This window comes from Streptococcus sp. 27098_8_74, from assembly GCF_041431705.1.
Lineage (GTDB): Bacteria > Bacillota > Bacilli > Lactobacillales > Streptococcaceae > Streptococcus > Streptococcus salivarius_E.
Window position 1 is genome coordinate 15,588 of record NZ_JAPVYF010000018.1, and the last position, 22,239, is coordinate 37,826.

General features: G+C 34.1%; 19 protein-coding genes and 1 pseudogene. All 20 read left to right on the top strand.

Annotated elements, in window-relative coordinates:
• Positions 1-63 precede the first annotated feature (63 nt).
• The 20 genes and pseudogenes from O3670_RS07950 (at position 64) to O3670_RS08045 (ending at position 22,165) form a co-directional block, all read left to right on the top strand.
• The gene (locus O3670_RS07950; RefSeq protein ID WP_270617666.1) at positions 64-654 is read left to right on the top strand and encodes a hypothetical protein; all 591 of its coding nucleotides are present in this window, start codon (positions 64-66) and stop codon (positions 652-654) included.
• Between the two features lie 204 nt (positions 655-858).
• The gene (locus O3670_RS07955) at positions 859-1,431 is read left to right on the top strand and encodes a hypothetical protein (RefSeq protein ID WP_371595966.1); all 573 of its coding nucleotides are present in this window, start codon (positions 859-861) and stop codon (positions 1,429-1,431) included.
• A 100-nt stretch (positions 1,432-1,531) separates the two neighbouring features.
• Positions 1,532-3,928: a DNA topoisomerase gene (locus tag O3670_RS07960; RefSeq protein ID WP_371595967.1), complete on the top strand. Its 2,397-nt coding sequence runs from the start codon at positions 1,532-1,534 to the stop codon at positions 3,926-3,928.
• 121 nt (positions 3,929-4,049) lie between these two features.
• Positions 4,050-4,580, top strand: a complete 531-nt coding sequence (locus tag O3670_RS07965) for a hypothetical protein (RefSeq protein ID WP_371595968.1) — start codon at positions 4,050-4,052, stop codon at positions 4,578-4,580.
• Positions 4,581-4,639: 59 nt separating this feature from the next.
• Complete coding sequence (locus O3670_RS07970) at positions 4,640-5,137, top strand: AAA family ATPase (protein WP_371595969.1); 498 nt, start codon at positions 4,640-4,642, stop codon at positions 5,135-5,137.
• Positions 5,138-5,287: 150 nt separating this feature from the next.
• Positions 5,288-6,667 (top strand): hypothetical protein, encoded by a 1,380-nt coding sequence (locus O3670_RS07975; RefSeq protein WP_371595970.1) that lies wholly within the window; start codon positions 5,288-5,290, stop codon positions 6,665-6,667.
• Between the two features lie 18 nt (positions 6,668-6,685).
• Positions 6,686-9,226 carry an SspB-related isopeptide-forming adhesin gene (locus O3670_RS07980; RefSeq protein WP_371595971.1) on the top strand — a complete coding sequence of 847 codons (2,541 nt, stop codon included), beginning with the start codon at positions 6,686-6,688 and terminating at the stop codon, positions 9,224-9,226.
• A gap of 252 nt (positions 9,227-9,478) precedes the next feature.
• Positions 9,479-10,132: a hypothetical protein gene (locus O3670_RS07985; RefSeq protein WP_002887254.1), complete on the top strand. Its 654-nt coding sequence runs from the start codon at positions 9,479-9,481 to the stop codon at positions 10,130-10,132.
• A 12-nt stretch (positions 10,133-10,144) separates the two neighbouring features.
• Complete coding sequence (locus O3670_RS07990; protein ID WP_371595972.1) at positions 10,145-10,714, top strand: hypothetical protein; 570 nt, start codon at positions 10,145-10,147, stop codon at positions 10,712-10,714.
• Between the two features lie 358 nt (positions 10,715-11,072).
• Positions 11,073-11,429, top strand: a pseudogene (locus O3670_RS07995) (AEC family transporter); the annotation flags it as partial.
• A gap of 485 nt (positions 11,430-11,914) precedes the next feature.
• Positions 11,915-12,724, top strand: coding sequence for an alpha/beta fold hydrolase (locus O3670_RS08000; RefSeq protein ID WP_371595973.1), 810 nt, complete (start codon positions 11,915-11,917; stop codon positions 12,722-12,724).
• 279 nt (positions 12,725-13,003) lie between these two features.
• On the top strand, positions 13,004-14,038 hold the full coding sequence (locus O3670_RS08005; protein ID WP_371595974.1) for a hypothetical protein: 1,035 nt from the start codon (positions 13,004-13,006) through the stop codon (positions 14,036-14,038).
• 4 nt (positions 14,039-14,042) lie between these two features.
• Positions 14,043-15,035, top strand: coding sequence for a 3-oxoacyl-[acyl-carrier-protein] synthase III C-terminal domain-containing protein (locus tag O3670_RS08010; RefSeq protein WP_371595975.1), 993 nt, complete (start codon positions 14,043-14,045; stop codon positions 15,033-15,035).
• Between the two features lie 3 nt (positions 15,036-15,038).
• Positions 15,039-16,028 (top strand): 3-oxoacyl-ACP synthase III family protein, encoded by a 990-nt coding sequence (locus O3670_RS08015; protein ID WP_371595976.1) that lies wholly within the window; start codon positions 15,039-15,041, stop codon positions 16,026-16,028.
• A gap of 11 nt (positions 16,029-16,039) precedes the next feature.
• Entirely contained in the window at positions 16,040-17,026 is a 987-nt protein-coding gene (locus O3670_RS08020; RefSeq protein WP_371595977.1) for a 3-oxoacyl-ACP synthase III family protein, read from the top strand.
• A gap of 9 nt (positions 17,027-17,035) precedes the next feature.
• The gene (locus O3670_RS08025; protein WP_371595978.1) at positions 17,036-17,884 is read left to right on the top strand and encodes a 3-hydroxyacyl-CoA dehydrogenase family protein; all 849 of its coding nucleotides are present in this window, start codon (positions 17,036-17,038) and stop codon (positions 17,882-17,884) included.
• Positions 17,885-17,894: 10 nt separating this feature from the next.
• A complete protein-coding gene (locus O3670_RS08030; RefSeq protein ID WP_371595979.1) occupies positions 17,895-18,902 on the top strand; it encodes a 3-oxoacyl-ACP synthase III family protein in 1,008 nt (335 codons plus the stop codon).
• Positions 18,903-18,917: 15 nt separating this feature from the next.
• On the top strand, positions 18,918-19,652 hold the full coding sequence (locus O3670_RS08035; protein WP_371595980.1) for an SDR family NAD(P)-dependent oxidoreductase: 735 nt from the start codon (positions 18,918-18,920) through the stop codon (positions 19,650-19,652).
• Positions 19,653-19,665: 13 nt separating this feature from the next.
• Entirely contained in the window at positions 19,666-20,553 is an 888-nt protein-coding gene (locus O3670_RS08040) for an ABC transporter ATP-binding protein (protein WP_371595981.1), read from the top strand.
• A 76-nt stretch (positions 20,554-20,629) separates the two neighbouring features.
• A complete protein-coding gene (locus tag O3670_RS08045) occupies positions 20,630-22,165 on the top strand; it encodes an ABC transporter permease (protein ID WP_371595982.1) in 1,536 nt (511 codons plus the stop codon).
• Positions 22,166-22,239 lie beyond the last annotated feature (74 nt).

Sequence of the window (22,239 nt, forward strand, 5' to 3'; positions counted from 1 at the left end):
TGAAACAAAAAAGGGGGGTGTCACTCCCTTTTTCTCTTATATAAATGATGCTATACTGGGCATATGAAAAAAGATTCTAAGTACATTATTATTTTAGTGGTCATTTTCCTCGCTCTTGGAGTCATGTTCTTGGTCTCTGCGTTAATGAAGAAGAATGAACCTAAGAAAAAAGCAACACCGCCTAGCACCGAACAGGTGATTGAAGATTCATCCTCGGAAGACATTCCAAAAGAAGATAAGTATGAGAGATGGCGTAAAGAGGCACTTGCGACCTTAGAAACACAAACACCTGCAGATGATGCTGATACTCAAACTGTAAAGAATGCACTGAAAGAAATGTGTTCTTATGTTGAGACTGTTCAGAACGTAACCGATGTTAAGCCAGATTATCAAAATCACTTAACGATTACTGGAACCAAGATGCAGTATGAGCTTGTAGCGAAATTTATGCTAGGTTATAAGTACTCTGATGCTAAAACGCAAGTATTTAAAGCTAAAGCGGACAATGTTCGTCAGTTTGTCCTTGAGGTTGCTAACCCAGACGGAGCAAAACTTTATTTCTGTGGGAATTACGTTATGGGAACAACTCAAATAGAAGTAACATCAGTTCATGGAGTAGCTGAAGCTGACCATGCTGAACATGGCCATGACTAGAAGTAGTCAATGTGTCATACATATCTTGTTTAGCTTCATCATGAGATGGAGCCTTTCTTTATATATTTAACTCTAATAGGAATTTTTGTCCCTGTGTAAGTGCATATCTTCTTAATCCTTGATATAATAGTGCCATAGCACAAGGATTAAAGAATTAGTGATAATAAGAGAATATGATTAAAGAACGATTGGAGATGAGGGATCATGGAAAAAGAAACAAAGCGTCTTTTAAGAAAATTGGTTAGATTATATGACGGACAGACTAAGGAATTTCTTTTAAAATATACTGATGAGGTTTCTGAGTTAGATATCGAAGAACAAAGTAAACTAGCTCAAGAGTTACCAGCTAGACACCTAAGTGCTGAAATTCTAAGTGATATTCAACGAATAAAAAACGGTGAAGATCCACGTTTCTTTTCTAAGGATGGACAATATAAGGGACTATGTGTTGAAGAATACAACCAGCGTGACTTTATGACTCGTCAGCAACGTTACGTTCTAAGTTGGGCGTTCGGAATGTTACTCTTTTTAGCAGTCTTTACAATTGTATCCTGGAACTTTGTTCCCAATGTTATTCAAAAAATGGAAAGTAGTGCATCACTATTGAACTATACTGAGAACTATGGCACTCGTCCTGAACAGGTTTTTGCAATGGTTGTTTGTGGTGTCTTATTGATATTACTTTCGGTAGTTGTTTCACTAGTATGTTTGAAGAGGTATCGTAAAGATACTGAAGAACCTATCAATGTCGTATTAACTGATGAATTGAGACTATAAAAGCTGAAGCTTATGCCTCGGCTTTTTTTGGTGTCTTTTCACTAAATCACCCCATGTCACTGGGTTATAAAGGGGAATTTCTTTATGATAGAATTCGCTTATGATTACATACTTAGCAGAAAAAAGAGACCAAGGAATAGCCTACTATATGGCCCTTGCTGCAGATAATACACTTTCTGCAACTCAACTAGATGAAAAATATAAAAAACAAGGTTATATTCAATTTAAAAATGCTGCTTACCACAATGGCGAGTTGATCACGATTATCTGGGCTCAAGGACATATGCTAGAGTTAAAAGAACCAGAAGACTATAAAGCTGATTGGAAAGAGTGGCGTTTGGACACCTTACCTATTATTCCTGAAAAATTTGAATATAAGGTTATGACACAGAAGGAATGGCAGTACAAGAAGGTTAAGGATTTCTTTGAGAAATCTAGGATGATTGTTTGGGCTACTGATATAGACCGTGAAGGTAGTCATATTGCATATAGTATTAGCCTTATGACTGGTATTTTAGACCAGGAAGGTCCAAAGAAAATGATCAAGTCTCTTTGGGTTGATGAATTAACACCAACAAAGATTCAAGAAGGAGTGAAAAAACTACGTGAGATAGACTATCGTGTTTTGCAAGCTATTGAAGCCCAAACGCGAGCTATTGCTGACTGGCTTCTTGGGATGAACGCTTCCCGTGCTTTAAGTCTCCTATTAGAAGATAAGATAGGATTGAAATTGGATAGGTCTGGTAAGGACGGTAAGATTGCAGTTGGAAGAATCAAAACCGTAGCTCTATTTTTGATCTATTTAAGAGAATTAGCCATCCGAGATTTCGTTCCAACAACTTATTGGGAATTAGAAGCAACCTTTGAACATCCTAATGGCATCTACAAGGGTAATTATGTTCCTCTTGATATTCCGTACTCTAAAGGTGACAAGAAGGGTGAACCTTGGGAAGGCGACTGTCCTACTAGAGAAGATTGGGAAAAGCTAATTCAGAATCCAAAAATTATTGGAGATAGTAACAAAGGAGTTATCGTTGAACATGAGGTTGAACTAAAAGAAAAACGACCACCAAGGCTTTATTTCCTTGACTCGATACAAGAGGAATTAGGAAGAATTTTAGGAATGACACCAAAAGAAGTTTTAGAAGGACCTTGCCAAGAATTATATGAGGTGAGAAAACTAATTACATATCCAAGATCTTCGTCTTTTTACATTTCTAGGGAACGCTATGAGACTTTGAAGCAAGAAGCACCAGCATTAGCTCGATTAGTTGGTTTCAGTGAAGAAGATTTAGTATATCCAGATCGTCCAGATGGCTTTTTTGTAAATGACAAGAAAGCTGCAAACCACTCAGCAGTAGTTCCAACTACCTTAATACCCACTGAAGAAGAAGTAGAAGCCCTTCCTGATGCACTGAAGATTGTCTACAAAGCAGTTATCAGAAGAACACTAACTATGTTTTTCCCGAAATACCAGTATGAACAGACGACAATCATTACTCAGGTAGGTGCTGGACGGTTTAAAACGGTAGGACAAGTCCCTAAAAACCCTGGTTGGCAAGTTCTATTCCAAGATAGTGCGAGTCTGCTTGATGGAGTGATAAAAGAAAGTGAGGCGAGGGAGCTTATTAAAGTTCAAACTAACGATACTGTCACTTCGCACCTAGTGCCAGCGGAGAGACATGTTAAAAAACCGCCTCGCCACACGAATAGTACCTGGCTTCGAGCAATGAGAACTGCTGGTCGGGACCTAGAGGATGAGGAGCTTATCGCTATCATGAAACAAATCAAAGGGTTAGGTACCGCAGCAACTAGGGGAGCAATTCTTGATGAAATCGTAGTTAATAAGTGGGTGATAGTCAAACAAGGAAAAATCTATTTATCTGAACTTGGTTGGTTGATCTGTGAGACGCTTAAAGATGAACGTGTCTTATCTCAACCAGAAACAACTGCAATATGGGAGCAATCGCTCAGTAAAATTGCTGAAGGGACCAATACACAAGAGAAATTCCTGAGAAATATCTATAGGTATCTAGGTATTGAGAATCCTCACAACAACCTCATCGAAAATCTGGTTAATGCTGTCGATAGAACTGATTACACTCCTTTCCAAGACTTTATCGAGCAAGCAGTAGCAAAAGCTGATGGTAAGCTTGGTAACTGTCCTTTATGTGGAAAGGCCGTCAAAGTACTAGGAAAATCAAAAGTGGCTCAGTGTGAGGATAATATCTTATCAAAAGAAGAAAGAGAAGCAGGTGCAACACCTGTTTGTAGCTTTAACTTCTGGATCACTGTAGGTTTTATTAAAGACAAGAAAAAAACACTCACCAAGAAACAAATCAGTGACCTTTTATCTGATAAAGGACGAACAAACCTTATCAAGAACATCGAAGGTAAATATGGCCCATTCGATGCTTACGCTTATCTTTCCTTCAATGAAGAAAAAGGAATTTATCAAGTAAACCTTGAAGTTGATAAAGCAACGTCTAAAAAATAGTTCATTTTAAATGACTTTTAAAAATTTAGGGCTCTCTGCGCTTGCTCTTGTAATTTCCTCTGTGCTACACTAATTTTAGTTTAAGAAAAGACGAATCAAATATCTATGAAAGGAGAAAAATATGAATACACCTCGTATTAACCGATTTTTAGGTGAGTGGCTGGACAGACAGACGAGTCCTAACTTTTGTCAAGAAGGCTTGATTCTTCTGAATGCGTGTGACTTTATTGATAGTAACTCGGATGCCATCCCTGGTCTCATCGCTCATAAAAAAAGCCCTCTACGTCAGCAATTAGATGAAGCTCTCGCTAGTCGTGGGTACTGTTATCTTAAGCCTATTGAAGTCAATGCTCAAGACTCGATTGAAGTAGAGAAGTACTATCGATTTGAAGCTACACCTAAAGGTTCTAATGAAGCTATTACTTATTATGGTCTAGGTGCGTACTTTATTTGCCGTGCTATATTTAACAATGAATTCGACATTGATTTTGGCTTTCAATATGATGACGAAGAACTCTTTTATGAAGACATTGGATTTGATGCTCTATTCCATAATAAGTCCGTTTTCCTATTAGGAGACACACCCTCTGATGATATGGAGGTATCTTGGCAAGAAATTGGGATTTCAATGCGTAGACGAGCTTTTAATTAATATGCTTTTCAAGGACTTCCGCAAAACGTGTTATAATGGGAGAAGGAGAGTAAGAGAATATGAAAAATATTAATAATAAAGCTAGCATAAAGAGATATAATAGCAAATTGTTAGTCGAACCCTCAGAAACGTTGTTAGATATTTTCCAGATAATGTCTAAACGAAATAGGATAACTAATATTTTGGGAAAGGTTGGTTCTGGAAAAACCTACCTCGCAAGAAATTATATTGAATATTTAAGTGAAAACACCAATAATCTTATCATCTATTTTAATGGCAATAATAAGAAAGAAGTGAATTGTGACCTATCGTTTAGCGACTTTGATAGCTTCATAGATTTTTTGTTAAATGTAGAAGTCAAAGATACATCTATATATTTGGTTATTGATGAGGCATCCTCTTTAACTGACGAACAACTGGTACATTTAAATGCGACTCTCAATAAGTTACTCGCTAATGATTTGGAGGTTGTCGTATCTATTCTGTCCTATACTATATTACTAGATAAGTTTGAAGGGGAGCTTGAACGTTTCGTACTAGAAACAAAAAGGTCTTAAATAATTAGACGACAATAAATTTCATTAATAGATTACAAAAGAGCATACTGCTCTTTTTTTGTGTATTCATAGGGTGTCACTGGGTTTGAGTAAGGGATGACTTTTGCTATCATCTAATTGTAATTTTTTAAGAAAGGAAATTGCTTATTCATGGATAAAAACAAACGTTCAATGATCCTAAAATCTGGAGCTTTTTTAACAGCCCTTGTAGCAACAGGTTTGGTTAATAATGGGGTATCAGCAGATGAAACTGCCGCACCAACTGGACCAACAGATAATGCTACTGTTGCGACTGGACACTCCGATACACTTCTTCCTCCCGCTTCATCAACACCAGCGACACCCGGTACTAATACCACAGATGTCCCAGCTGCTGAAGCACCTAAAGTCGACACTCCTAAAAATGAAGGTGTAACAACTGAGACACCTAAAGTAACTGACGGTTCTACTGGTACTGGTGTATCTACACCTACAACACCAAGTGTTACTACGCCAAGTCAAGACGAAGGGAAGACATCAGAAACTTCTGAGGCTACACCTACAACTTCTGAAAATGCAAGTACAACTGCTGAAACGTCTACAGCTACCTCTGAAGGAAGTGAAGGAAACTCTACTTCTGATACAACTTCAACTGCATCAGAAACACCTACCCCTTCAGAGCACACAGTAACTGAAACTCCTACTAAGCCTAACGCTACGGATACTGCTAATGCTAACCATAATAGTGAAAATAACACTAGCAGTAGCAGTGAAAGTTCAACAAATACTGTTAATGATAAAGGGTCAACTGTTGCCACACCAACTCCAGCACCAACTGAAGGGAATAACGCTTCAAGTTCTGAAACACCTAGTGGCTCATCAACTTCAGCTGAATCTTCTTCAACAAGTTCAGAAACACCAAAGGTGTCTGATGGAACATCTGGAACAGGTGTGAGTTTGCCAAGTAGCGAAGGAAAAACATCTTCTGAGAAATCATCAACTTCTCCAGAACTGTCTGAAACAGCTACAAGTACACCTCACATTCTTGACGGGACTATTGGAACTGGAGTTTCTACGCCTACTGAACATAAATCAGATAGTCGTACAGAAGTAGCTTCAACTTCAGCAACTACTTCAAACAAAGTGGTTGAGTCACCTAAATCTGAAGAAACTCCTAAAGTTAGCGACACAAATGTTCAAGAAGCACCTAAACCAGGGGACGTTTCTCCTTCAACAAAACAAGTTGTACTTAATGTGACTCCTAGTCAACCAGTCGTTACAAATACTGGTTATAAAGTTGTCTCAACAAACAATAGTGATCTTGTCGTACAAAACTTCGATGGTTCTGTAGCCTCAGTTCCAGCTTCACAGGCAGGAGGAGCAGTGAATGAGGATGGAACTGTCTCTGTTAAGACCGAGGCTGGAGAAATGGTAACACTTCCTGAAACAGGGGAAGCTGGAACAAAACTCGTTACCTTTGGATTCTTGATTTTGGCAGTACTTGGTCTTCAACGTACAGCTGTAAAACAAGATAAATGGTACTCAAACTAAGAAAGGTGATTATTGAAAATGTTTAAAGACTCAAATAACACGAAAGGACATGGCTCTATTCGTAAAAATAAAGTCTATGGAGCTGTAGGTGTACTTGCACTTGGAGCTGCAGCAATCGTTGGGGGAACTTCCCAAGCATCCGCAGATGAAGTAACTGAAGCTCCTGTAAATTCAGAACCAGTTGCTACCTCACAAGCAAACGCAGACAGTCTTATGTCACAAGCTACAGCTGTTGCAACTTCAGATGTCTCTACTCCAACAACCACAGCGACTGCAACAAACACTACTGTTTCACAACCTACTGAAACAGTAGCAGAAGTAGCCACTACACAACCAGTAAGCACTAATGATAATAATGCTTACGCTGAAAAGGCTAATACATCTACGGAAGCTGAAAAGGTAACTATCGACAACACAGCCGTCACAGATACAGTTGCTACTGCCAAAGATAGCGGTGTAAAAGTGACACAAGATACTACCCAAGACAAGGGTACTGCGACTACAAGCGAAGAACTCGCAACAAAGCAAGCTGAAATCAAGGCCGACCAAAATGAACAAGTAGCTACAATCAAACAAGCTACCCAGGACGCATCTGGACGCCAATCAGCCTATGATGCAGCTGACAAAGCTCACGACACACTTGAAACTCAAGTAGACAAAGCGGTTAAAGATAGTAATGGACTTATTAAAGCTGAAGCTACTGAAATCTCAAGTGGGGATGGTAAAAATGTAGGTGATTACAACACCTATACTGAACAGGTTAATAAGCAGATTGCGTCAAACAAAGAAACCATCGACAAATTTAACAAAGATTATGCTGCTATGAAGGATAATGCTAACGTTAATGTTGACGGACGAGTAACAACACAAAATGTTGACCAGCTGACTTATGGGAACTCTGTTCAAAACGGTAGTGTTAATCCGGACGGTACCTTCTCATTTACTCATGATATGAATGACTCAGCTAATGATAGCTTGGGTGTTTTGGGTACAGGTACCCTTAATGGTAAGGTTAATTTCACGTCTGCAGCTAACGGAGACGGTTCGACAACCGTAACACTTAATAGTCTCGATTTGTGGAACTATGCTTATACAAGTAACCGTCTGAATACTGGTGTTAACCAAAATCTTAACTACCACGTTTACACAGACGGAGAAGAAATCTACTCAGTAAACCATGATGGTAACTCTAGCTTTGCGGAAGATATCAATCGTAGTATTGCACTTAACAAGTCCTATGTCTTGAAACCAGGCGAAACTACTGGTATTATCCCAATTCTTAACATTGATGATAACTGGATTATCAATACTCATGGTCAGTTGAGTCTTGATTTCACTAATCCAAACGTGGTTCCATCAGCTACAGTTAAAAAGGTTAATGAGCCTGTTAAACCAGAAATTCCATCTGTAAGCTACCATGACTACAGTATGAATTATCAACCAACTGTAACTAAAACTGTCCTCAACAGCGACGGCGAAAATGTTAATGGTAAGATGATTCCGAAAAGTGATGAACTTACGTACGTTTTGAATAATGGAAACATTTTTGCCAATGCAAAAGTTGGCGATACCGTAACAACTCGTGATCCTCTTGAATTTGGAGAAGTTCCTAACATCGAAGCCAACAAAGCTGAAAATGAGGCTAAAGGTTGGAACGTTGACTATGATGATGCTTCTAAGACCTACACATTTACGGCTAAATATGAAGGTAAAACTCTAGAAGCACCTACAATCAAGTTTGTAGCAACTGACGATAACGGTTTCTACGATAATACTTATAAAGCTGGTCGTAATGGTTACGAAACCTTCTCTGATACTGTCACTAACAAGACACCAACGGCTCCAAAACCACATAAGTCTGTTACGGACTCAAAAGGAAATGACATCGACGGTAAGACTACTGACGATGATAAAGTAACCTTCCATTTGACGACTGACTATAGCCCATACAAAGATATGGCTGCATCTAAACAAGCACTTAAATTTGCACTCCTTGATGATGTGCAAGATGGTGCCTTCACTGTAGATGAAGATGCTATTACTATTGTCGATAGCAAAAACAACGATGTCAAAGAACTCTTTGATATGTATCACGTACTTTCGGATGAAGGACGTACTGATGCCATCAACAAGATCCTAAATGAATCTGGTCTTAACCCAACTGGTGAATTCTATCTCTGGGTAGCCAAAAATCCAGTTGATTATTACCAAGACTACATTCTAAAAAACAATAATGTAACAGTTAATCTCCCTGCTACATTGCAAGTCCCTGCAGGTACTACTGTAGAAAATGATTTCTATCAGATTGATTTTGGTAATGCCTATAAATCAAATCTTGTTTCATTCGATACACCACCAGCAGCACCAGTAGGAGAGTCTGGCGGACCTACTTCTACCCCAGTAACTCCAGTAGAAGAAGTGCCTGTCCAACAACAAGCTATTAAAGTTCTTCCTAACACTGGTGAAAAATCAACTTCGGCTATTGCTACTGCAGGAGCAGTTATTCTAGCTACTGCACTTGGCATGCTTGGTTTCTCTAAACGTAGTAAAGAGTACTAAGATAGCACCCACTTCTTAAAATTCCTTTTCCCTATTCTAAATTCATAATTCCCTAAAAACACAGCTCACAAGAGTTGTGTTTTTTTAGGAGGTGTCACTAGGTTACAAATAGATATTTGTTTTCCTATAATTAGAAAGTACTTTAAAACGAACTAGGAAGGAAGTTGTTGCTTATATGAGGACTGATAATTTATATAACTATGGACTTATGAAATCAAGACAAGACCATATAAGTAGAAAGAAGGTGTCTTTTTGAAAAATAATAAATTAATGTTCATGTTACTGATGAAATGGTTTGCTGAAAGTATTTATTTCCTTGAAATCATATTTATAACAGCCACTTCAGTTCTGTTATTAGCAAACAATATTCTCAACGTTTCAACAAAGACGATTCATATTGTCGCCCTGGTATTACTGGTAGTTTATGTATGTATTGGTTTGTTATTAGCTAATCGAAAAAATAAATTTACGATGTCAGTTAATTACTTTAAATTGATAGGTGCATTGGCTTATATCGTACTTATCACCACTCTAAAAGGTATTGTCTTTGATATTCTGACACACCCACTAGTTACATTGGGGATTGCACTTCCTTATGTTGTAGCTATTGCCTTAAGAAACTTCAGCAAAGGGCAGATCAATAAAATCATTTTTGATGATAGACACAATGCAAATATCAGAGGACGATTTGACACCGTAGACAATATCAAAGAGTCGATGCGTTCATCCATTGCTAGTAGTATTTCTCATGAATTTAAAGGTCTTACGGAAATCAGAGATGAAAAGTTTAGACAAGATACAGAGGGGAATGTAGCTGGTATGTTCAAAGTGTTGCTGAAATCTGGCTTTTGGGGGCTTAAACACATCCCATTGACTAAAGTAACACTGACATTTAACTTAGAATAAGAGGTAATCACAATGAAGAAAAATATTTTAACAACGGAACAAGCAAGTTTTTTGAAGCAGTACAATTTCTCACTATACCAGGAACGATTTGAGGTATTATGTGAAGCTCAAAAAGCTGAAAAAGAAGGGCATCTAAATTTTGCCTCGGACGATGAATATAAAACATTCATTGATGCTGTAATGACTGGAGAATGGTCTGAAGAACTCTTTATGATCAATCTCTCAAATCCTATTGGATGCGAACACTTCCTTGCAGCACGAGAAGATAGTAATGGCGGACTAATTTGGGATGTCGTCGATTATAGTGAGGGAGACCGCTTCACTAAAGAACAAATCCAGACGATTGTTCCAGAGGCATATCGATATAGTGCCTTTATGGTCTCTGAGATTGCTGCAGAAAAAGACTGGGGCCCAGAAGCTCAGCACCAACGGATGGAACAGGCTATAAAACAAGCTAAAGAACATGAAAAGCCTATCGAGAACTTTCCAAAACCTCGTGCAATCACAGATGAAGAAAGACAAGATGAACTTACACAAAGTTCTATTAGAACAGTAGCCGCAACCTTGAGACCTGCACAATAAATATGGGACTAGCTAAGGATAACATATGAAGCTTTTATAAATCGAGTTAGAATTCTAATGGGAATAATTGGTGTATCAGAAAGTATGATGTTATTGATAGCTGGTATTGGTATGCCAATTTAACTGATTTTTCAGATAGAGTTTCGGCATTGTTTACATTAGCATATGGTTTAAAAATGTTATTTAAAAAGACGAATATAGATAAAAATAAATTGAAATATGTAATTATGATTAAACAGCCAGATTTTATTACAAGAGATTTTTGATTTAGCTATCAAGAGTGTTAGAGAGAAAAAAGCCTAATAAATTATATGATGAAATCATTTTTGATAAAGTAGAAGGAGGCAAAACAGTTCAGATTTTACATATTGGAAGTTTTGACACAGAACCACATTCATTTGAAAAAATAGCTAGTTTTATGGAAAAACATGGTCTTTTAAGAAAATTTGATTATCATACAGAAATCTATTTGAGCAACAAGAACAAGAACAAAAGAAGATTTATCATGCTCCTTGTATTGAAGTTTTTTTCACCAAATATGGTAACATTGGAATTTAAGACATTTAAGATTCAGTCTACCACCCCGGCCCTAGCTGTACTCCCAATGATTGCTAATCAAGGAAAAGGAGAAGTGGAACTTTCGACGAATGTGGTAACTCTAAGTACGTTGCTCATTATCATTGTTATTCTAATGCTCCAAACTTTATTAGGATAAGTAGGGGTATGGTGTGAATGAAAGTTATGAATTAAGAAATTTCCCTATTTAAAAAATATTGATTCAAATTTTATGAAATTCATTAGTAGATACCGTTCTTAAAATTCCTGATGTAGTGCTGTTTTTAGTTCAACTGAAAATGTTATGTTTTAAACCAGTCTTGAAAAAGGCTCATAAAGCATCATAACTTAGTAAACGTTAAAACTTATTTACATTTTTTGAAAGCATTTCGTATACAAAATACGAGATGCTTTTTCTGTTTCCCTCAAATTTTTGTAACTAAGTGATATTTGAAATTGATACAAATTTGGTTGTTTTTGATAAATCTAAGCAACAATAGATGGTTAAGTGAAGGGGGGTGAATCTGAAGGGAAATGTATCTCTGCTAGTACTCATTTATCATGAAATGTGATATTTTTATTAATTAGATGTATGAATATAGTATAATTGATTGCATAAGTAATTAATTAAGAGAGGTATATATTATGTTTTTTCCAAAAAATTGTCAAATTAAATTATATGATGATGATATAATCAATTATGTTTCATTTGGTTATGGAAACAAGAATTTATTATTGATACCAGGTTTGAATATCGAGCGAATAAAAGGAAAAGCTTTACAACTTGCTTTTTTCTATAGAATTTTTTTGAGAGACTATAAAGTTTTTATATTTGATCATAAAGAACATATCAATGAGAGTTACGAGATAAGTGATATGGTGGAAGAAATTGTTTATTGTATAAAAAAGTTGAATATAGATAAAGTAGATGTTGTAGGGGTATCTCAAGGGGGGATGATTGCACAACTATTAGCTATAAATTATCCTGACATTGTTGAAAAACTAGTTTTAGTGGCAACTACATCAAGAAATAATCCTACACAAAACAACGTCATAGATAGATGGATTGTTCTAGCTGAAAATGGTGAGTTACAAGAACTGCAAAAAAATATGCTTGAAACTGTTTATTCAAAAAGATATATAGCAAAAAATAAGTGGTTATCTATATTAGTACGAATTATATTTAAGCCAAAATTAAATCAGCTTGATAGGTTTATTATTTTAGCTAGATCGTGCTTAAAATTTGATGTTTTTGATAAATTAGATAAAATTCAATCTAAAACTCTGGTCATAGGTGCTAAATTAGATCAAGTTATCCCAGTAGAATTTTCTAATGAACTTGCTGAAAGAATTAATTGTCAGAAATTTATTTTTGAAAAATCTGGTCATGCAGTACATCAAGAAGTTTCTGATTTTAATAAAACAGTTTTAAATTTTTTGATAAGTAGTAATTGAGAATTTAATATATAATTAAAAATTCAATAATTGTTATTATTTTTGTTTTAGTAGTATTATGCTTTTATAAGATTCTTGTTAGATTTTCAAAGTGAATGTGATACAATGGAAATGGGGTTTTAGGTACTTGAACAAATTTTAGTTTTAGGAAGGGATCCCTTCCTTTTTTATCACATAAAAAAGGAATATTAATAGTTATTAACTATATCAACTATCTGGTGAAAATTACAATAGTGTAGTAGTCGGAAAACGTATATTTTCAGTATAAGAGAATTGACTATGGTAATTTTACAAAATGAGATACATGAAAGCAAGGAGGGGATTAAAATTTATATTTATTCGGTAGGGACCTTTTATCCTGAGTCTAGCATAAAAGTTGATGACTTTGAGAAATGTAGGGATGTACAATTAGTTGGTCAAAAAGCTGGAATTATGTCCATCAAGTACCCATCAATTATGGATACTGTTTCTGAAATGGGGAAAGCTGCAACGGAAAATGCTTTAAGACATAAAAATTTAGATGCAAAAGCATTAGACCAATTAGTATTCATTTCTGAAGGAATCAGTGATTATTTATATATGGATACTTCTAAAACAATAATAAAAAAATTAAATCCTGAAGCTGATGGTGCGATTCATGCTAATGATTTCTTTAAAGGATTTAATGGAACGATGGAGCTTATTCGATTAGTTTACAATCAATTAGAAAGTAACACCGATATAAAGTATAGTGCAGTATGTACGTCACTAAATTGGAAATATCATAGTAAAAATTTTATTATTGGTAATACCATATTAGGTAATGGAGCAGGAACAGTTATCCTAAGTGATAAAGGTGATAGAAATGAGATTTTAACGATTGAGTCACGAAATTTATCAGAGTTTAATACCATTCTAGGTTTTAAATATGGTGGAAGCAATGAAGATATTACTGAAGATACCATAAAAAATAAATTATTTAAATTAGAAATTATTAATAATGATCACTTTGAAGGCATACAGACTTTGTATCAAGAAGTCTGTTTGGAGCTTATTGATTTGATTTTAAATAGAGTTAATATTGATATTAATAGCATAGATTATCTAGGAATTGCTGCACCGACTCATAATATAATAGATACTTTGAGAGAAATTATTCCTCAAAATATTAATATTATTTCTTCATTATCCCAAAAAGGGTATTTGGGAAGTCTAGGTGTTATTGACCTCTTAGATAGCTTTATTAATAATGAGGAAATAAAGAATAATTCCTTAATGTTGGTATTATCAATAGGGCTTGATCCTAATATCGAATCTTTTATCATTAGAAAGTGATTTTATGACATATATCGAAAAGAAAATAGGGGTTGCTGGAATTGGATTGTATTTCCCAAAAGAAAAAATTGACACACTTGATCTTGTAAATGAAATTAACCTTCCAATAGAATCCTACAATAAAATTGGTATAACACAAATATTTAAGCCTTCACAATCAGATACTCCTAAAAAAATGGCGGTCAAGTCAGCTTTAAAAGCTATAAACAATGCAAATATTAATGTTGAGGATATTGATTTAATAATTGTCTCAGTATTCAAAAATGAATATTTAAGCTGGCAGATGAGTAATTGGCTTAAAGAGGAGATTAATGCGATAAATGCTCAAACAATGGAGTGTAAAGGTGGTTGTGGAGCATTCTTTCAAGCAGTTGAGTTTGCTGTAGATCAGATAAACTCAACTTCCAATATTGAAACGGTTTTAGTATTAGAGTCAGAAGTTTTATTTGGGTTTGGATGGCCTAGTTTTTTAAGTTCAGGGAGCCAAGCATTAATTATTAAAAATAATTGTGAAAAATTGAACTATATTGGCTTTGAAACGAATAATTATATTGAACATCATGATATTGCACATATTCCATTCGGTGGGGTGGCTAATCCATTTGATGAAAATACACCGTGGAAGAATGGGGTATTTAACAATGTTGTAACCGATATTGATAGATATTACGAAAATATACGGCCTAATTTTTTCATTAAATTTGACGAAGTAGTCACTAGATTATTAATGAAAACTGGATACTCAAAACATGATATTAATTATATGGTTGCTATTACTCAACAAAAAAACTTTGACGAAAGAATATTGAATGCGATTGGGCTGCCAAATTTAGAAAACGCAAATGAATTTAAAGCAACACTAGGTCATTTTGGTGGTGCTGATAATTATATACTTTTAAATGAAGCAATTAAAAATAAAAAAATAAAGAAAGGAGATCTTATTTTAGAACTTGTCATAGGTGGTGTTGCCTGGTATGCTTCTTTAATAAGATATTGAGATATGATTGGTATTAAAGGTATTGGAGTTTATGAACCGAGTAATAAAAAAGAACTGAAACATCTGTTTTCAGAAGAAGATTATGATCAAAAAATTAAAGATCTAGGAGTGACAAGTATTCCAATTGAAACTTCATTGACAGCAACTGATATGGCTATTGAAGCCTCAAAAGTAGCTCTAAAAAGTGCAAATTTAGATCCGTTAGAGATTGATTTAATCGTTAATACTCAGGCTAGTTTACATGATTATTTAATTTGGCAAGTTTCAGCCGAAGTTCAGGATAAAATCGGAGCTTTAAATTCATATTTTTTTGATCTTTATCAAGGATGTACTGGATTTATAATGGGATTAATTGTTGCTAAACAATTTTTAAATTCAGATAAGAGTACAAAAAATATTCTTTTATGCACTTCTGAGAAGTGGGAGTCATCACTTAATGAACAAAGAACAGTTGGAAAGTTGGTGTTTTCTGATGGTGGAGCTGCAGCTGTACTTTCAGATGACTGTACTAACGATCTTATTTTAGGATACAGTGTGATTGGAAAAGGAAACTTAAATGATGTTTCTAGGATGCAAATCGGAGCTGTTAATAAACCTGCAGATGTCGAGAATAATGAAATTTCCGATTACAATTATGGCATGGTTAATATGTTTAAAGCACTCAAAAAAATGGTACCTATAAATGTTGATACTTTTTATAAAGTTGGATTAGAAGCAATATTGAATAGTGGATTAAAATTAGAAGATATCAAGCATTTGATTTTTCCTAGTGTTGGTTTTGGGGTGTTTGAAAAAATGGCTAAAAAGTTTGAAGTTCCATTAGAAAATACAAATTTTAGATATGTACAAAATTCTGGGGATGGAAGTACTGTTGATTCGTTGTTGAGTTATTATAGAATGAAAAAGGATCAAATAATTAAAGAAGGTGATAATGTTTTAGTTATAGGTCAAGGAGCAGGAGCAACTTGGTCTGCAGTAGTTTTGCGAGCATAGAAGGAGATAATATGTATTATTCTAAAATCATTGGTATAGGTCATTATGTTCCTGAAAATGTAGTTACTAATAAAGATTTAGAGAAGACTCTAGATACAACTGATGAATGGATTAAACAAAAAATTGGAATTAAGCAAAGACATATTGCAAATGAGGAAGAGGTTTCCTCAGATTTGGGATACAGAGCAAGTATTGAAGCCATTTCAGATGCGAATATTAATGTAGATGAAATTGATATGATTGTCTTAGCTACGAATACACCAGATCATCTTAGCCCAGCAACAGCAATTCAAATTCAAAAAAAAATAGGAGCTAAAAATGCTTTTGGATTTGATATTAGGGTTGGAGGATGCCCAGGATTAATATATTCTTTAGCGATTGCTTCTAAATTTATTAGTGATGGCTCGTGTAAAAATGTTTTGGTTGTAACTGTTGACTTAAATTCTCGTTGGATAAACTGGGAGGAAAGATTAACTGCAGTTATCATGGGTGATGGTGCGTCAGCGGTTGTGCTACAAGCTTCTGAATCACCAGATAGAAGAATTGTTGATATTGATTTAAATACAAATCCAGAAGGCTATTATGATGCCTTTGTTCCTGCAGGTGGGTCAGTTGAGCCGATTTCAATAGATGCAATTAAGAATAAGCGTCATTATTTTAATATGGATGGAAGAAAAATTTATAATTTTGCTACAAAAGTTTTTCCAACCTCTGTTCGAACTCTAGTAGAGAGAAATGGATACTCGATAACTGATATTGATGCAATTATTCCCCATCAAGCAAATATAAATATTATTAAAGAGTCGATGTCTCGATTAGGACTTCCTATTGAGAAAGCTTACTGTAATATAGATATGTATGGAAATACTGGTGGTTCTTCAGTTGGAATTGCATTATCAGAAGCCGTTAAAAATCAATTTATAAAAAGTGGAGATATAGTTGTTCTAGTTGCCTATGGTGCAGGAAATAGTTGGGGTTCTATTTTAATAGAATTTTAGAGGGTTAATATGAAAAAAGATAAAATTTCAATAGGAATTATTGGTTCGGGAATGATGGGACAAGGAATTGTATATTCTTGTTTACAAAAAGGATTTGAAGTTTTTTTAGTTACAAAAAATGAAAATGATTTTAGATTTATTAATTACCTTGAAAAAAAGGTTTTACAAGGTAAAATTACTGAGGAGCAAAAAGAAAACTATTTGCACCAACTGTCTATTACAATCAATATTGAGGAGCTTAGACACTGTGATATAATCATTGAGACAATAACAGAAGATTTAACTCAAAAGATCAAACTCTTATCAAAAGTTGATTCAATATGTTCAGAAAATACCTTAATAGTTTCAAATACTTCCACGATTTCAATTTCTAAATTACAAGGTAATTGTCCTAACCATTATGGGAAGGTGGCCGGTCTCCATTTTATGTCCCCTGTTCCTCAAATGGAATTAGTTGAAATAATTAAAACTTTGGAAACGACAGAAGTTACTTTGGTTAAACTGCAAGAATTTGTTAAAAGCTTAGATAAGACACCATTAATTATAAAAGATTCTCCTGGTTTTGTCTCAAGTAGACTATTAGCTGTTTATATAAATGAGGCAGTGAAAATCTTATCTGAAGGAGTAGCTGATGCAGAGACAATTGATAAGATTGCAATGTTAGGTTTAAATCACCCGATAGGCCCACTTAAACTTGCTGATGAAATTGGCTTAGATACTTCACTTCGCATTCTTGATTCTTTATATTCTAATTATAAAGAATCAAAGTTCAATGCTCATGTGCTATTACGCCAATTAGTAGATTTAGGAATACTAGGAAAAAAGACTGGGCAAGGTTTTTACAAGTATAGTAAGTGAAGGAGAAAGTATGTACAGTGTTGGTATAGCAGGAGTAGGTTACTATCTTCCCAAAAGAGTAGTAACGAATAAAGAATTTGTTAAATATGTTGATACAACTGAGGAATGGTTAGAAGAAAAGATAGGTATTAAGGAACGGCGTTTTGCAGCTGAAGATGAAGCTATGTCCGATATATCGTACAATGCTGCAATTAAGGCTATAGCCGATGCAGAATTAAAAATTGAAGATATAGATTTAATTATTGTTTGTGCAGTAAATCAAGATCATCGTGTTCCTACAACCGCAGCAATTTTACAAAAAAAATTAGGTGCAAAAAATGCAGCAGCATTTGATATGAATTTAGGTGGATGTCCGGGGAGCTGTTATTCTCTAGTTGTCGGTCAACAGTTTATTAAGTCTGGAATGTATAAGAATGTTCTTGTTGTATCTGGTGAGATTTACTCTAAATTTGTGGATATAAGCAATAGAGAAGTATCTGTTTTCTTTGGAGATGGTGTCGGAGCAGTAGTACTTAGGAAATGTAGAGAAGGAAAGGGAATTATCACTTCCTTATTAGGTGCAGATGGAGAATCCGGCGTAGATAAAATTGTTTCTACTGGAGGTTCAAGAATCCCTTATAATATTAAAACTATTTCGGAAAATAAAATTAAGCAAAGTATGGATAATAAGGCAGTTTGGAAATTTGGGACATATATTTTTCCAAAAATTGTCAAAGATTTGGTAAATGACAGTGATTATAATCTTGAGGATTTAGATTGGATTATACCACATCAAGCAAATATAAATATTATTAAGTATGGTATGAAGAAATTGAAATTACCTATGGAAATGACTCATACAACAATTCATAAATATGCTAATACTGGTGGCGGATCTGTTCCAATTACACTTGCCGAAGCAGTCGAAGTCGGTAAAGTTTTACCGAATAATCTTATTATATTAGCTTCCTATGGTGCAGGATATGCTTGGGGAGGTTTACTTATTAAATGGTGCGATAAGAATGATTTTATTGACTAATTAGATGGAGACTAAATGTTAAAGAATAAAATTGCGATAATTTCGGGTGGTAGTTCCGGTATTGGATTGTCTTGTGTTCGAATGATGCTTGAAAAAAGATGCACGGTCGTTTCGTTCTCAAGAAATATTAGCTCTAGTGATTTGAAAAAGTTATCAGATAAATTTCCAAATCAATTATATCTTTTTGAATGTGATATTAGTATCCATAGTCAAGTAAAGCAAACTATAAAAAAGGTTATAGAAAAATTTAAAAGAATAGATATTGTTATTAATAATGCTGGAATAATTAATGACAGTTTTATACAAAATATGACCGATGAGCAATGGTTAAGTGTTATTAATGTAAACTTAAATGGACCATTTTACCTTCTACGGGAGGTCATACCTTTTATGATAGAACAAAAAGATGGAAATATTGTTAATATCTCCTCTATAGCAAGTGAGCGGGGGACTATAGGGCAATCCAATTATTCAGCTTCTAAATCTGCACTTAATGGATTAACGAGAGCTCTCTCAAAAGAGTTGGGAAAATATGGAATTAGAGTTAATTCTGTCATACCAGGCATTGTTCAAACTGATATGATAAGTGGAGTCCCTTCTAAAATATTAAATAAAAATATTGATATGATACCGTTGAGTAGAATCGGTACTCCTGATGAGATTGCACAGGCTGTTCTTTTTCTTGCCAGTGATGCTGCCTCATACTGTAGTGGATGTTTTTTAAATGTTGATGGTGGATTAAGAATTTAATTTGGAGAGATTAATGATTGTTTTAAAATTAACCAATGTTGAAAAGAAATTTGGAGACTTTTTGGCTTTAAATAAAATTAATTTAGAGCTAAAAAAAGGTGAAGTACATGGTTTTATTGGACCAAACGGTGCAGGGAAATCAACTACAATTAGGACGATACTAGGTATATATAAAGCAAACAAGGGAAGTATAAAAATATTTGGCTATGATGCTTGGAAAGATAGTGTAAAAGTACATTCAAAAATAGCTTATGTGCCAGGAGATGTGAACCTATGGAATAATCTAACAGGTATTCAAGTTATTAATATGCTTTTAGGTTTTAATGGAAAAATAGATAAAAAAAGAAGGGATTACTACATAAAAATATTTAATCTTGATACTTCTAAGAAGTGTCGAAGCTATTCTAAAGGAAATCGACAAAAAGTTGCATTAATTGCAGCATTTGCATCAGATGCAGAATTGTTAATTTTTGATGAACCTACATCTGGTTTAGATCCTTTGATGGAATCTGTATTCAAAAAATGCCTTCGAGAAGAAAAGGAAGCTGGTAAGACTATTCTTTTATCAAGTCATATTTTATCTGAAGTAGAAGAACTATGTGATAGAGTCAGTATAATTCGGAAAGGTGAAATTATTGAAACAGGTACATTAACTGATTTAAGGCATATTTCTAGAACAAATATTGAGTTAATTTCCGATATCTCAATTGATACTCTAAAAAATGCTGGAAAAATATATAATCTTTTACAAGATAATAATACTAAAAAATTGAAATTTCAAGTTGATACTGAATCTTTGACGGAAGTTTTAAAAATAATTTCATTGTACCATACGGAAGACATAAAGATTAATCCATTGAGTTTAGAAGAGCTGTTTGAATACTATTATCATGAAGCATGAAAGGTAAGCTATGAGTAGACTTTTTAATAATACGATTTTATATATTAGATTTTTACTAAAAAAAGAGAGACTATATTTGTTAGCATATCTTTTTATTGTAACATTTCTTGTGTTGTCTCAAGCAAGCTCATTTTCAGAATTGTACCCCAGTGCAGTTGAGCGAGAGATTGGTGCAAACTCAATGAATAATCCCGCAATGGTAGCAATTTTAGGACCGGTCTATAAGGATGAAGGTAATTTTACTTTAGGTGCATTATTAGTAAATCAGACTATTTTATTTACTTCAATTGTTTCTGCCATTTTTAATATTATTTTAGTTACAAGAAATACAAGAAGTGAGGAAGAAACTGGTAGATTAGAAATTATAAAATCTTATCCATTTGGAAAACTGACAGATTATGCCTCATTATTCCTTGTTATATTTTTTATAAATTTTTTGTCATTTATTACTATCGGATTTGGACTTCTCTTACTTAATATTGATGGAATTAGTTTAAAAGGATCGTTGTTATTTAGCGCTATAATTTCAAGTACGGGCGTATTTTTTGCAAGTATATCAGTTTTATTTTCAAATTTATTTGACTCGTCTAGAAACGTGTATAGTTCATCATTTATGGTTTTGGGACTCTCGTATTTAATCCGTGCAATTGGTGATTTAAATAAAAACAACCTTTCGTTTTTTTCTCCTTTAGGCTGGGTCTTGAAGTCAAGAGCATTCACAGGTAATAACTATCTTTATTTCATTTTACTTTTAATTTTATCAATTTTTATTTTTGTTGTTTCCCTATATCTATATTTGAAACGTGATATGGGTGATTATATCTTCAAGAACAAACGGAAGAAAGAAAATAATAGTTTTTTGCTAACTACTCCAACTGGGTTAATTTTGAAATTGTTAACAACAGGATTTGTTTTTTGGACTATCTTTATTGTTGTATTAGCAGGTTCATATGGGTATCTGCTAAGTGATATTGACAGCTTTATGAGCTCTATCTCATATTTGGCTTTACAGAGCTCAAATACTGATTCTATTAAACAATTTATAGCTACTATTTTTCCTTTAATGAGTGCGATTTCTTTAATTCCCGTTATTATAACAATGTTATATTCAGTCTCGGAAGAGAAGTCTGGTAGATTGGAAATAGTTCTATCAAAAAAAATTGGGAAGGCTTTTCCTCTTTTGAATTTAATTTTTATTGGAGTCATTCAAACTTTAATTGTTCAAATACTATTTGCACTTTTCTTTTGGTTAACTGGAAACTCTACTTTGCCTGAAGGATTATCTTACTATATGGTTACCAAAGCTTCACTTATGTTTGTACCAACTTTTGGGTTATTTATTTCAATTTCATCATTATTAATAGCTGTAGCCCCTAGATTGATAAATACAATTTGGATATATTATGGATTTTGTGTATTCATGATGTTATTTGGGGAAACTTTGGATATATCTAGACCTATTAGAAAATTATCCCCTTTCGAATGGATAGGAAATTACCCAATTGATTCGATTGAGATTGAACCATTAGTAGCTATTCTTTTTATTTCTTTTGTTTTGGTACTTATATCAATAATTTTTTATATAAAACGAGATAAGTTAAGGTCTATATAAAATATTAAAAAATGGCATTCAATTGAATTGCCATTTTTTGGCTCTTTGTCAACTGTAGTGGGTAACGAAAAGCT

What these genes read in the sequence shown, in the direction of transcription:
- O3670_RS07960 (WP_371595967.1), top strand. Translation starts at nt 1,532, where the DNA reads ATGATTACATACTTAGCAGAAAAAAGAGACCAAGGAATAGCCTACTAT.
- O3670_RS07970 (WP_371595969.1), top strand. Translation starts at nt 4,640, where the DNA reads ATGAAAAATATTAATAATAAAGCTAGCATAAAGAGATATAATAGCAAA.
- O3670_RS07965 (WP_371595968.1), top strand. Translation starts at nt 4,050, where the DNA reads ATGAATACACCTCGTATTAACCGATTTTTAGGTGAGTGGCTGGACAGA.
- O3670_RS07990 (WP_371595972.1), top strand. Translation starts at nt 10,145, where the DNA reads ATGAAGAAAAATATTTTAACAACGGAACAAGCAAGTTTTTTGAAGCAG.
- O3670_RS07950 (WP_270617666.1), top strand. Translation starts at nt 64, where the DNA reads ATGAAAAAAGATTCTAAGTACATTATTATTTTAGTGGTCATTTTCCTC.
- O3670_RS08035 (WP_371595980.1), top strand. Translation starts at nt 18,918, where the DNA reads ATGTTAAAGAATAAAATTGCGATAATTTCGGGTGGTAGTTCCGGTATT.
- O3670_RS08000 (WP_371595973.1), top strand. Translation starts at nt 11,915, where the DNA reads ATGTTTTTTCCAAAAAATTGTCAAATTAAATTATATGATGATGATATA.
- O3670_RS08010 (WP_371595975.1), top strand. Translation starts at nt 14,043, where the DNA reads ATGACATATATCGAAAAGAAAATAGGGGTTGCTGGAATTGGATTGTAT.
- O3670_RS08040 (WP_371595981.1), top strand. Translation starts at nt 19,666, where the DNA reads ATGATTGTTTTAAAATTAACCAATGTTGAAAAGAAATTTGGAGACTTT.
- O3670_RS07955 (WP_371595966.1), top strand. Translation starts at nt 859, where the DNA reads ATGGAAAAAGAAACAAAGCGTCTTTTAAGAAAATTGGTTAGATTATAT.
- O3670_RS08020 (WP_371595977.1), top strand. Translation starts at nt 16,040, where the DNA reads ATGTATTATTCTAAAATCATTGGTATAGGTCATTATGTTCCTGAAAAT.
- O3670_RS07975 (WP_371595970.1), top strand. Translation starts at nt 5,288, where the DNA reads ATGGATAAAAACAAACGTTCAATGATCCTAAAATCTGGAGCTTTTTTA.
- O3670_RS08025 (WP_371595978.1), top strand. Translation starts at nt 17,036, where the DNA reads ATGAAAAAAGATAAAATTTCAATAGGAATTATTGGTTCGGGAATGATG.
- O3670_RS08015 (WP_371595976.1), top strand. Translation starts at nt 15,039, where the DNA reads ATGATTGGTATTAAAGGTATTGGAGTTTATGAACCGAGTAATAAAAAA.
- O3670_RS08005 (WP_371595974.1), top strand. Translation starts at nt 13,004, where the DNA reads ATGGTAATTTTACAAAATGAGATACATGAAAGCAAGGAGGGGATTAAA.
- O3670_RS08030 (WP_371595979.1), top strand. Translation starts at nt 17,895, where the DNA reads ATGTACAGTGTTGGTATAGCAGGAGTAGGTTACTATCTTCCCAAAAGA.
- O3670_RS07980 (WP_371595971.1), top strand. Translation starts at nt 6,686, where the DNA reads ATGTTTAAAGACTCAAATAACACGAAAGGACATGGCTCTATTCGTAAA.